We start from the raw sequence: 11,814 nt of genomic DNA on the forward strand, positions 1-11,814 counted from the left end.
TATCAATTACTAGGTTGATCAATCAAAATACCGACTAAAATCGCCATCAAATCCTTGAGATCCTCTGGCACACGGTATAAATGCAAATCCTGCACCACTATTTTATCCTGTCGATCCAAACGCCCAAACTGCCAAACTTTACCAATCGACACGGCTCCGTGAATATATCTTTGCCCAGATTCAAGAACATGGGCGATCGCCACCAACTCCACCGCTAATTGCTTAAAACCACGCTCTAAATTTTCGTCCTTTGCCTCAATTACCAAAAATTGATGATTCACCTCACCATTAGCCTTGATATTAGACTCGATGAAATAGTCTAGTTCTCCTCTAAGTTGATTATTCACGTTCAAAGCATAAGAAACCTTTAGATTAGATTTAGTATAATCAATTAAATCCATTAACACAGGCGCAATTAGAAACTCCCGTCTTGCTGTTTCATTGTCAAAAGTAATATAAGGTAAACTCTTAGCTAGTCTTTTTTCTAGCATCTCAAGTTCAACTAGATTGCAAACACTTTTGGTCAAATCTAACAACTTCATCTCAAAGCCATAACCAAAATAGTTAAGAATTTCTTCGGGATAAAAGTTCAGCTTGAAATAATCTGAAAAGCTTAATGAATCTGGCAAATTAATATTCCGAATCATCGCTAATTATCTCCTTGATTTGCTAGTAAAATTTGATCTGCACCAACTTGATAATGCTTAACCCTCATCACCGCCTCCCAATCTAGTTTAGCTGGATCTTGAATCGGATGCACCTCTGGCTGTGTGGCACAGTTAAACACCACATAGAGCCAATAGTCTTGGTTCAGACGTTTAGCAAATGTAGGGTGCGTTAGCGTCAGCGTAACGCACGAATTTTTAACATTAGATGAGGTGGGTTACATTTCATTAACTACAAAATCGGCGATCGAACTTACAAAATCGGTGATCGCTCTGCGCTTGCGTATGGAATTTAGTCTTACTTTCTTCTATATTCAATACGTTCTAGTATTTCTGTAACGAGTTCTTCCCATTCTACTTGATGTTTTTTTTGTTCACTCCTCAAATTACTCGCAGAAGGATGATATTCAATCAATGGACGGTTGTCAGCTTCTGCTTTACGTATAATGTCTGCACTATTAATACGGCTCTTAAATATTATTGCTCCTTTCCCTGTACGAATATTCTTTGACAACCATTCGTCAAATTCTGTACCCCATTTTTGGAATTCAATATCCCATTTATAGTTTTCAATCGTTGAACGCGGATCAACCTTTGAGTAAAGAACCCCAAGCAGTTCAACTTCACAAGAAGCTTTGCATCTCTTTAGGCGATTTACGCATTCGACAATTTTATCCAACCCCCAATGAGAATATGCATCCAGAAGAGTTGGCACGATAAAGTAACGACTGAGGGAGAGAGCATTTAAAGTGATCAGTCCAAGACTTGGGGGACAATCAAAAATGATATGGGTGTAAGCTTTACCTTCGGGATTCTTCAATTTATTCAAAGCATTGAAAAGAATATCTGTCGCACTAAGATAGTACCGATGATACCCAACAAGCTTATCTTGAATATCGATAAGTTTTAGGCTGGACGGCAGCAAATCAAGGTTAAGTCCCTCAATAGGTGTCACCCTAATATCACCGAGATCAAAGGTTTCACTATCATCGTCTCGTGAAATCTCATTATCAAAAAGCTGATACAGAGTTTTGTTAGTTCTATCTATTTCCTCGTACTGCTTTTTGTTCAATAAAGTAAGTGAGGCATTACTCTGAGGATCTAAATCAATAAGTAACACTGAAGCTGGCTTTGTCGATTTATCTCCAGATTTGAAATCTCTTCTCGCCAAAGTAGCTGCAACGTTTACAGCAGAGGTTGTTTTTCCTACCCCACCTTTGAGGTTAATAAAGCTTATTACTGTAGTGTTACCGATCTTCATATTGTCTTTTAAAGTACCAGCACTGGGAGTGGTTTGACTATTATTATCCTGCAAATTATACCAATCCACAAAAGTATGACTACACTTTTGTGGATTGAAAACCAAATCCAGTATGGTTTTTCAAACAAAGATGTGGCGTAGCCACATCTTTGTTTGGTATTACAGGATAGATACTTATATGAGCTAAATATCTCACAACTTGCTAGATAAAGCAATCAATTAGTGTAATGATTAGAGCCTTGCAGGGCAATGTCCCTCAATAGAGTTTTATCGAGCAAAATGTCGGATAACATTTTCAATCCTGTACTAAAAAATAAACCCCTCTGCTTCTTGCCAACCGACCGCATTGAACCAATACCTCGAAAGCTGCGCGATCGCGTTAGCGCTCGCCTATGAGTGAAGCATTGCTCTTAACACACAGAAGAAACAATATTTAATGAATCAGACGGTTTGCTTTGAGAATTACTTCGCATCCATCCAGTTTTTTCCCGTATGAATATCTACCTCTAACTTAACCGATAACTCCAAAGCTGATTCCATTGCTTGCTTAATCCTTGGTTGCAGTTCTGCCACCTCATTCACAGGGACTTCAAAAACTAATTCATCATGCACTTGCAACAGTAATCGCGCTTGATAATCCTTGAGTAACTCATGCACTTGCAACATCGCTAACTTGACAATATCGGCGCTAGTGCCTTGTATAGGCGCATTAACCGCCGATCGCAGTAATGCTGCTTTTTGATAGCCGCCACTATCGCGTAAACCTCGGAAATAGCGCCGCCTTCCCAATATGGTCTGCACATAGCCATCCCGCTCCGCTTCCATTTCTACGGTCAGCATATAGTCAAAAATGCGGCTGTAGCGCTGATTGAACTTATCGATGAATTGCTTTGCCTGCTTGACAGGCACACCAATATCACGACTAAATTTTTGTGCTCCCATGCCATAGATCACACCATAATTGATGATTTTTGCCAAGCGCCGTTCATCACTATTGACTTCCGTTTTTTCTAAAAGTAGTTGGGCAGTAACGGTATGCACATCTTCCCCTGCGTTAAAGGCGCGAATTAGCTCTGGCTCTTGGCTGAGGTGGGCGAGAATGCGTAATTCAATTTGGGAATAGTCGGCAGCCATGAGAACCCAGTCAGGAGCAGGGATAAAGGCGGCGCGGATGCGTTTGCTAAAGGCGGTGCGAATGGGAATATTTTGCAGGTTTGGATTGGAGCTGCTGAGACGACCTGTGGCGGTGACGGTTTGATTGAAGTCGGTATGGACGCGACCCGTTTGTGGCTGGATTAGGGAAGGGAGGGCATCGACATAGGTGGATTTGAGCTTGGCAAGGGTGCGGTTTTCGAGAATGGTATCAATGAGCGGATGATCGCCTTCCAATTTATTGAGAACGGCGACATCGGTGGAATAGCCTGTGGCACTTTTGCGCGATTTTTTAGTAAACTTTTCACCCAATAGTTCCAATAAAATTTCACTGAGTTGCTTAGGCGAATTGAGGTTAAATTCCCTTCCTGCCTGTTGATAGGCAGCGATCGCTAGGGCATCTAAGTCTTTCTCTAATTCTAAAGAGAACTTGCCTAAATAGTCTTTATCAATACGAATACCACGCCATTCCATCTCTGCCAAAATTGGCTCAAGGGGCATTTCCAAATCATTGAACAATTCCCATAATGCGGGTGTGGATTTGAGCTGCTCTGTGAGTATCGGCACGATCTGATAGGTGACATAGGTATCCATGCCGCAATATTGCGCCACAAGGGGAATTTCCACTTCGGCAATGGATTTGCGCTTACCGACTAGGGTTTTGTAACTGACGGTGCGGATTTGCAGGAGTTCTAATGCCAAATCATCTAGTTTATGGCTCGATTCTGGATCAATCACATAACTAGCAATCATCGTGTCAAAAATTACCCCCGCTAGTTCAATGCCAGCCGACTTAAACATGAGGCGATCGAACTTCGCATTTTGCAGGTATTTAGGATAACTGGCATCTTCGAGAATTGGTTTGAGAAACTCGCGCACCTCTTGCCATGACAGATTTTGTCCTTGCTGATGACTGAGGGGAATATAGGCAACATCGCTAACGGCAATGCCCCAACAGCAGCCAATACCGACTAATTCGGCTTCAAAAGGATTTAAGGCTGTTGTTTCCGTATCCCACGCAACGGGATATTTATGACTACGCATCTGTTCGCATAGCTTTTCTAATTTGGGAATGGTATCAATAATTTGTACTTCTAACTGCAAAGAAGCCGCAGCCGCGATCGCCCGTTCTGCCTCTTGCTTCTGAAAATCAAACCACAACTCATCATCTTCTCGCTCTGTCAAACTCTTGTCCCCCTCTCCCAGAGGGAGAGGGGCTAGGGGGGAGGGTTTCTTCTCATGAATTTTCTCATAATTCCCCGATAACTTTGCCTGAATTTGATCGACCTTATCCACAAATGCTTTCAATTCCAAACTCTGCAATAATGGAATTAATTCTGTTGTATCAAAACCTGTTAACTGAAAGTCAGCGATCGCCACCGCCAGAGGCACATCGGTCTTGATTTTTGCCATAAATTGTGAATGTTTTGCATCCTCAATTCCCTGCTCCAGTTTGGCTTTGACCGCTCCCTTCATTTTTGGCAATGCCGCCAAAACATTTTCGAGATTGCCATATTCGCTAATTAATTTAATCGCCGTTTTTTCCCCGATCCCCCTCACTCCAGGGATATTATCGGAAGTGTCGCCACATAGGGCTTTGTAATCGACAACTTGTGTGGGCAGTACGCCCATGCGCTCCACCACCTGCGCCGTATGGTATTCCACAATCTTATCCTTTTGTCCTAAATTCAAAACTGAGATGCGTTGGTCAGCATCAATCAATTGAAATAAGTCGCGATCGCCACTTAATATTTTTACCGTATAGCCCGCCGCACTCCCCGCCTGTGCTAAGGTTCCTAGCACATCATCCGCTTCAAAACCCGCCTGTGTGACAATGGATAAATTCATTGCAGCTAAGATTTTTTGCAAGTTCTCCATATCAGGAATAAAGCTTTCGGGAGTTTCAGCACGATTTGCTTTGTAAGTATCGTCAAGCTCATGGCGAAAGGTGGGTGTGGCAAGGTCAAAGGCGATCGCTACGGCTGTGGGTTTTTCGCGATCGAGCATTTCCAGCAGAGCTTTCAAAAAGCCAAAGCAAATACTGGTGGGAATACCTGTGGAAGTGCGTAAGCCGCCTTCGGGATGTTTGCCAAAAGCATAAAAGGCTCTAAACGCTAGGGAATGCCCATCAACGAGCAGTAAGGTGGGATTGGCTTGAGAACTGGCATCCATAGGTTTATCGGTATTTTTAGGCTTTAACTATGCTGAGATATTTAGATAGTAGTCTATCACAGTGCAAGTTTCACTCAAAATACTGATTAACGAAAACAAGATAAGTTGCTCAAAAACTGGCATAGTGCAGCTTTAAACCCTTGGCTAGACAGTATGTAAAGTTGAGGGTTAGCGAAAGCGGTTTCTCCAGATTCTTTGATAATCAGAATCATTTAAACCACCTGAACCAGCAAGATTATTTTCGCGGATAGACTGATTGAGGGCATTAATGCGATCGCTAGTGGCTGGGTGTGTATTTAAAAATGCCAAAGCATTGCCACCACCACCAGCTCTAGCAAGCTTTTGCATAAAGGCAGGCATAGCGCTAGGGGCAAATCCTGCCCTAGTAATATTTAGCAAACCTCGGCGATCGGCATCAAATTCTGCTTCACGACTATTGGGCAACCGCAATGCTAGGTTTACACCAATATTTACCAATCGATCATCCGCAACTCCTGCAATTGTGGCAATGCCTTGGGCGATCGCCATTTGTTTCATTTGCTCAAGGGCATGACGACCTGTGATATGTCCAATTTCGTGACCGATCACACTGGCTAATTGAGCAATATTATCAGAAGCGGCGATCGTGCCAGTATTGATATAGACAAATCCCCCCATCGTGGCAAAGGCATTGAGATTCTTGTCATCCACAACACGAAATGTATAGGGAATGTTAGGGCGATCGCTACGGGCAGCGAGCATTTGTCCGAGGCGCGAAACTAAGGCATTTGCCGCCCGATCATTACTGATTCTTACTTCTTGTCGGATCTGTCCATCAATTTGACGACCAAGCGCCACTTCATCATTATCGCCAATGCTCGAAAGTTGAATAATTTGAACTGCTGATGGCAGTATTCTAAATAGGTCAGATAGATCTAAAGCACTAGCGATTAGAGGGTTAAGGGAAACCGCAAGGATTAAGGACATACATAGAGCAACTATGAATTTCCATTGTTGCTGTAGCATAAGTTTTAGGAAATTGATTGGATTAATCAATTGTTTGAGGGCATTACTTATTTGATGGGAGATCTGCTCAATGATTGGATTATTCATGATGATAGTTACCTTTAAAGTTTGTCTAGATCCTTTTATTTACGCATTCACTTATAATTCAGACGCAAAATCCAACTAGATGTTTCCTTTCAGCGCCTTGTGCCAATGCTTAAAATTTTTTCTATGATCTCAATAGGCTATGGCGATACAATCATTATACTGAGGCATTATACTGAGGCGTAATGTGGGTAAATCTGTGAATAGATGGTTAATTAATGTTTTGAGGCAAAGATTGGGGCGATCGCGGCGATTTGTGTTGCCATTAGTGGCGATCGCTATGGGTAGTAATTTATTTGTTGCCTGTGGCAATAATTCTGCTAATAGTAATTTATCGATGCCTGTGGTGGATACGACCAAAGTCACGCCACCTGCGATCGCTGTAAGTCCAACCAAAAGCCCAACTGCGATCGCAGGTACATCAACGTCCACAACTAATCTGTCTAAATTAGCGATTGGCGCATTAGAAACCTACAAACATCCATCGGGAATTTTAGAAATAAATGTGCCTAAGGGTTGGCAAATCGATGATAAAAGCCAAGCAGGGGAATTATTAATCACATGGAATGAGCCTGCGGGGAGGTCGACATTATCCACCAATATTTTTGTGCCGCCTAGCGAAATTCCTGAAGAACGTTTGCCTGATTTATTTACAGCGATCGTGAAGGGGATGTATGGCAATCGGGATGAGTTTGTCGTACAGTCGCCCATCGTGGAATCCACAGGCACGATTGTTATAGTCTGGACTGCAAGTATTAATGTCGATGGACAAAAAACTAAATTTATTGCCAATAGTCGCTTCAAGCGCAGCAATAATAAATTTTCAATTCTTACTTTCGGCGCGATCGAACTTAGCTTTAATGATTTAAAGGATACATTTTTCGGGATTGCTAATAATCAGATCGTAGATGGTAATGTGGCGATACCAGAAAATATAAAGCCATAGAATATTTAAGGTGTTGGCGAATTAGTTGCAGGTGTCGGCGTTGGTTGGGGCGCAGTCAGAATAGGGATTTTAGATGTGACTTCTTCGGGGTGACTAGGGGGTATCCCCTCGGTAACAATAATGTCTTCGATCACGGTTTTGACAATTGGTGCAGCAACGGTCGAGCCGAAAGCATCATCACCAACTGGCTCATCAATGACCGCAAGCACCACATAGCGGGGTTCCTTAGCTGGGAAAATACCGACAAAACTGGTGATTTTTTTATTGGCATAGCCGCCACCTGTTTCGGAGGCTTTTTGCGCCGTGCCAGTTTTGCCTCCGAGTCTGTATCCTGGTATTTTGGCGGGTTTGCCCGTCCCTTTTTCAACCACGTTAGACATCATGTCCACTACACGCTGAGCCGTTGCTGCTGAAATAACTTGGCGCGGTGTGGGTAATTTGGGCTGATAATATTCTTCGCCTTCTTCATTGATTAAACCTTTGATCACATGGGGTGTAAGCAACTTGCCGCCACTAGCCAGAATGCCTTGCATTTGGACTAGCTGCACTGGGGTTAGAGAAAACCCTTGTCCAAAAGATGCAGTGGCAGGTTCGATCACATATTCTAAAAACTGCTCCTGTGGTTTGACCGTGCTAGGGGTTTCCGATGGCAGATCAATACCTGAGATGTCACCCATGCCAATGCGTTCTAGCCAACCATAATAGACCGAAGGTTTCATGCGCTGAACGATATGTACCATACCAACGTTACTTGATCGTTCTAGGATTTGACTAATGCTCAGAGGTCCAACTGCCCCAACTTGCTCATAGTCAAAGTTAGCGACAGGCCAGCCGCCAATTGTTAATGCTCCTTCATCGTTAAAAACTGTATCAGCTTCGATCGCCCCTGCTTCAATGGCGATCGCTACGTTAATAGGCTTAAAGGTTGAACCTGGCTCATAGAGATCGGAAACTGCCCAGTTCTTAAATAATTTGACATCGGCCTCATAGTAACGGTTGGGGTCATAGGTTGGCTCGGTGACTAGGGTTAATAGTCCGCCGTCCCGTACATCCATCACCACGACCGCACCACGTTTCGCGCCATATTTCACCATTTGTTGCTTGAGAGATTGGCGGGCAGTACGTTGAATCCGTGAGTCGATGGTGAGTTGCAGACTGGTGCGATCGCTTTGGATCATCCCCGCAGGAATGCGGGTGGGAATCAACTTTCCAGAACCATCCTGAGTAACCGATGGCGTTTGGTCAATGCGTTCTAGTAGTTTTTCTTGACTTAGTTCTAGCCCAGCTTGTCCCCGATGATCGACATTGACATAACCAAGGATCTCCGCCGCGAGATCTTGTTGCGGATAGAGGCGATGGCGTTGCTGTACTAGATCTAGTCCGTCTATGCGTAAGTTATAGATGCGATCGGCATTTTCCTCTGATAGCCAATATTCCACCTGTGTCGATGTGGTATCACGATTGAGAACTTCAGTTAGCTTATCGGCAGGACGTTTGAGAATGGGAGCCAGCTTTGCTGCGATTTCTTCAGGTTTCTGTTTGTAAAGATGGGGGTGGGCGAAGAGGGTATAAACGGGGCGATCGAGGGCAAGTACAACACCTTTGCGATCGGTAATGGTGCGGCGGGGGATAAAGGGACGCAGGGTAAACATCTGTTGCCGCCGCGCTTTTTCGAGTAAGTCGGGGGCAGTCATGACTTGCAAATAAACTAGGCGCACAATCAAGCTCAGGGTGGCTAGGGCAAATACTAGCCAGATCAAAACGGTGCGGCGTTTGAATAGATTAATTGTGGCGAGATCCCTCGGAAAAGAATGTGGGGTCATGCTAGTTTATTTAACTTGTTTATTTAACTTGTTTGCTTAACTTGTTTGCTTAATGAGATCTTGGCACAGTTGACGGAAGCGATCGCCCCGTTGCTCAAAATTGGCAAACTGATCAAAACTGGCGCACGCAGGCGAGAATAGCACAGTTGGCAAGGGCTGACTAGGGTGATTGTGGAGTCGATGTTGCACAATATTGGCGGCTTGTTGGACTGCATTTTCGAGATTGTCCAGACTTTCATAGTTCTCAAAGCCCAAATCTCGCAGCATACCTGCAAATAACGGCGTTGCCTCACCAATCAATAGTACTGCGATCGCTTTTTGACGGATCTGCTCTAGCCAGAGGTTAGCATCACCTTGTTTCGGCTGTCCTCCCGCAATCAGGATCACAGGCGGACTGACAGACTTGAGGGCAACTTCGGCGGCATCATAATTAGTGGCTTTACTATCATTGATCAAGGGCGCACCCTGATAATTGCCGACAAGTTCGAGCCGATGGGCAACGCCTTGAAATCCTGAAATTGCGCGATCGATGGCAGTAGATTCTAAGCCTGCTAACTTGGCGGCAGCAACTGCCATCAATAAATTTTGTTCGTTATGTTTGCCCAAGAGATGCCAATGATCAATAGGACAAATTGCTTCCCCACGAAATTTAATCCAACCATCACTAATACAAGCACCATCGGCGATCGCCTCGGGATGATGCTCAATTCCTGTCCAAATTGCTTGAGGCCACATCGCCGCGCCGAAATTAGCCAGATAAGGATCATCACCATTGACAATAATATGCCGTGAATGCTCGATCAGTTTGGCTTTGATGTTGCGGTATGTCTCAATGGTGTAGTGACGATTGAGATGATCTGGAGTGAAGGTAGTCCAAATACCAATCTCAGGACTGACGGTTTGCGATGATTCAATTTGGTAACTGCTTAGTTCGGCAATGATCCAATCAGGCTTAATCTCTTGTTGCAATACTTGCAAAGCAATTTCACAGGCGGGTAAGCCAATATTGCCACAGGCGATCGCTTGCAGTCCTGCCTCCTGAAAAATTGCCGTGGTTAGGGCTGTCGTTGTGGTTTTGCCATTAGTGCCTGTGATGCCAACCCAAGGGATTTGTTTCAAATAACGCCATGCCAATTCAATTTCGCCAATGGTATCAATATTTAGTGATCGCGCCTGCGCCACTGTCGCCAAGTCCCAAGCAACTCCCGGACTCACCACCACCAAATCCACAGACTTGTGGCATTCAATGAGATTGGCAAAATCAGGAAAACCACCTAACTCAGCAGCAATACCTTCAGCGTTCAAGGTCTGTTTACGCTGCTCTAGACTAGGACTAGTGCTGCTATCACTGACCGTAACTGACCATCCATCAGTTTTTAGTAATCTAGCCGCAGAAATCCCTGATTGTCCGAGTCCTAGTACATACGCTTGAGGCATAGCGATCGCTTATTGTATAGATAGTTTGCAGTTGATCCATTGTCAATTATTTTGGAGCATCCAATCCGAAATAATTTTTAAAATTTATCTTGGTTTTTATGAGAAAGCTTACAAAGTTTCCGATGCTATCCCTTGCGTTGGTCTTGATCGGTTACATTGCCTATGGCTGGTTGCTGTCAATCCATAGAGCTGATTGGCGTATCTGGATACCTATAGGCGCGATCGCTTTTGGCGCAGAGTGGATCTTTTCTGTAGTCTGGGCGATCGCCGCAGTAATCTTTCTATTTCTCCGCAATGAACAGTTTTTATTGTCCTTGGGCTTGTCTGTCATTTGGGCATCTCTTATGTATGTCGCGAGGCTAGAGTTACGCACATATTTTCTCAACAATCGCAATTGGAGCTTCATTATCCTTGCCCTAATTGCTGGCGCTGGCTTGGGTTTAGGCTGGTTTACTGATACCCTGCCGATGATTCGCACCTTTAGCGAGTCTTTAATTAAGTAATTTTTTTGTATTAAAGATAGTCTCAATACTTAAATATGAGTCTTGATATAAGTCTTGACATGAGTATCATGATACTCATGTCAAGACTTATTTTGATTGATTACTAATTTGAATTACGCATTAGCCCTGTAATAAATTTCGGGCTGAAAGCTTCAACCCGTTGAAACGGGTTGATTGCCAAACTCTTTGAGTCTGCTTTAGCTGACTTTAGCTTTTAGCCAAGAACTTTAGTTCTTGGTTGATTTGCGTAGTTCCTAGTAACTCAAATTGTCAAGCCTGTTTGCGATTAAGCATCTCAATCATCAGTCGGATGTTTTCAGCTTGGACTTTGGCAGTATCGGATTGGACTTTAGCGGATTCTGCTTGAGCTTGAGCAGCGATCGCTTGAACATGGGCAGCACTAGCATAGCGATCAGCAGTTAACGCTTGCTGTTTAAATACTTCTTTAAATTCGTGCAACTCATTTTTAATATCTACTACATCATTAGCTACAACATCATTACGGGTATAAAGATACTCAACGAGGCTATTGATGTTGGCATTTGTAGATCTTGTTTCTTCTATCAAAGTTTGCACTGATTGAGTCAGAGCAATTAATGCTGATTCTAAACCCGCATCCGTCAATCTCTCAGTCATTAGTTTTGCTTCTTTAGCCATCCTAATTCCTGACGGGGCGACAAAAGATATGGGAAGTATGAGTAGATGGGGATTTGAGGATTTAAGATAAAAAAGATAGGTCAAGTCATAGTAAGTATGACCTATCTAG

The 11,814-nt window shown here is 43.6% G+C and carries 9 protein-coding genes and 1 pseudogene; 2 read left to right on the top strand and 8 right to left on the bottom strand.

Translation table 11 applies throughout. The annotated features are described in order from the left end of the window. Positions 1-2: 2 nt before the first annotated feature. The 5 genes and pseudogenes from H6F44_RS15135 to H6F44_RS15155 all read right to left on the bottom strand — a co-directional run bounded on the left by H6F44_RS15135 (position 3) and on the right by H6F44_RS15155 (position 6,342). A complete protein-coding gene (locus H6F44_RS15135) occupies positions 3-647 on the bottom strand; it encodes a hypothetical protein (RefSeq protein WP_190351862.1) in 645 nt (214 codons plus the stop codon). Positions 648-649: 2 nt separating this feature from the next. Continuing rightward, positions 650-850, bottom strand: a pseudogene (locus tag H6F44_RS15140) (hypothetical protein); the annotation flags it as partial. 113 nt (positions 851-963) lie between these two features. Beyond that, positions 964-2,031 (bottom strand): ParA family protein, encoded by a 1,068-nt coding sequence (locus H6F44_RS15145; RefSeq protein ID WP_190351863.1) that lies wholly within the window; start codon positions 2,029-2,031, stop codon positions 964-966. Between the two features lie 357 nt (positions 2,032-2,388). After that, positions 2,389-5,250, bottom strand: a complete 2,862-nt coding sequence (gene polA / locus H6F44_RS15150; RefSeq protein WP_190351864.1) for a DNA polymerase I — start codon at positions 5,248-5,250, stop codon at positions 2,389-2,391. A gap of 168 nt (positions 5,251-5,418) precedes the next feature. Continuing rightward, positions 5,419-6,342 (bottom strand): M48 family metallopeptidase, encoded by a 924-nt coding sequence (locus tag H6F44_RS15155; RefSeq protein WP_242016592.1) that lies wholly within the window; start codon positions 6,340-6,342, stop codon positions 5,419-5,421. Between the two features lie 196 nt (positions 6,343-6,538). Here H6F44_RS15155 and H6F44_RS15160 point away from each other — a divergent pair, with 196 nt between their 5' ends. Next, positions 6,539-7,285 (top strand): hypothetical protein, encoded by a 747-nt coding sequence (locus tag H6F44_RS15160; RefSeq protein WP_190351865.1) that lies wholly within the window; start codon positions 6,539-6,541, stop codon positions 7,283-7,285. A 5-nt stretch (positions 7,286-7,290) separates the two neighbouring features. Here H6F44_RS15160 and H6F44_RS15165 read toward each other — a convergent pair whose 3' ends face one another. Continuing rightward, complete coding sequence (locus H6F44_RS15165; RefSeq protein WP_190351866.1) at positions 7,291-9,108, bottom strand: peptidoglycan D,D-transpeptidase FtsI family protein; 1,818 nt, start codon at positions 9,106-9,108, stop codon at positions 7,291-7,293. A gap of 36 nt (positions 9,109-9,144) precedes the next feature. After that, positions 9,145-10,545: a UDP-N-acetylmuramoyl-L-alanine--D-glutamate ligase gene (murD, locus tag H6F44_RS15170; protein ID WP_190351867.1), complete on the bottom strand. Its 1,401-nt coding sequence runs from the start codon at positions 10,543-10,545 to the stop codon at positions 9,145-9,147. Positions 10,546-10,643: 98 nt separating this feature from the next. Between murD and H6F44_RS15175 the strand changes: the two genes are divergently transcribed. Continuing rightward, on the top strand, positions 10,644-11,048 hold the full coding sequence (locus H6F44_RS15175; RefSeq protein ID WP_190351868.1) for a hypothetical protein: 405 nt from the start codon (positions 10,644-10,646) through the stop codon (positions 11,046-11,048). Between the two features lie 270 nt (positions 11,049-11,318). Here the strand turns inward: H6F44_RS15175 and H6F44_RS15180 are convergent, their stop codons facing one another. Beyond that, the gene (locus H6F44_RS15180; RefSeq protein WP_190351869.1) at positions 11,319-11,705 is read right to left on the bottom strand and encodes a hypothetical protein; all 387 of its coding nucleotides are present in this window, start codon (positions 11,703-11,705) and stop codon (positions 11,319-11,321) included. Between the last annotated feature and the right edge of the window lie 109 nt (positions 11,706-11,814).

Source organism: Pseudanabaena cinerea FACHB-1277, assembly GCF_014696345.1.
GTDB lineage: Bacteria > Cyanobacteriota > Cyanobacteriia > Pseudanabaenales > Pseudanabaenaceae > Pseudanabaena > Pseudanabaena cinerea.

Excerpts from the sequence above, each read along its gene's own strand:
- H6F44_RS15135 (WP_190351862.1), bottom strand. The coding sequence starts at position 647 with ATGATTCGGAATATTAATTTGCCAGATTCATTAAGCTTTTCAGATTAT.
- polA (WP_190351864.1), bottom strand. The coding sequence starts at position 5,250 with ATGGATGCCAGTTCTCAAGCCAATCCCACCTTACTGCTCGTTGATGGG.
- H6F44_RS15155 (WP_242016592.1), bottom strand. The coding sequence starts at position 6,342 with ATGAATAATCCAATCATTGAGCAGATCTCCCATCAAATAAGTAATGCC.
- H6F44_RS15165 (WP_190351866.1), bottom strand. The coding sequence starts at position 9,108 with ATGACCCCACATTCTTTTCCGAGGGATCTCGCCACAATTAATCTATTC.
- murD (WP_190351867.1), bottom strand. The coding sequence starts at position 10,545 with ATGCCTCAAGCGTATGTACTAGGACTCGGACAATCAGGGATTTCTGCG.
- H6F44_RS15175 (WP_190351868.1), top strand. The coding sequence starts at position 10,644 with ATGAGAAAGCTTACAAAGTTTCCGATGCTATCCCTTGCGTTGGTCTTG.
- H6F44_RS15180 (WP_190351869.1), bottom strand. The coding sequence starts at position 11,705 with ATGGCTAAAGAAGCAAAACTAATGACTGAGAGATTGACGGATGCGGGT.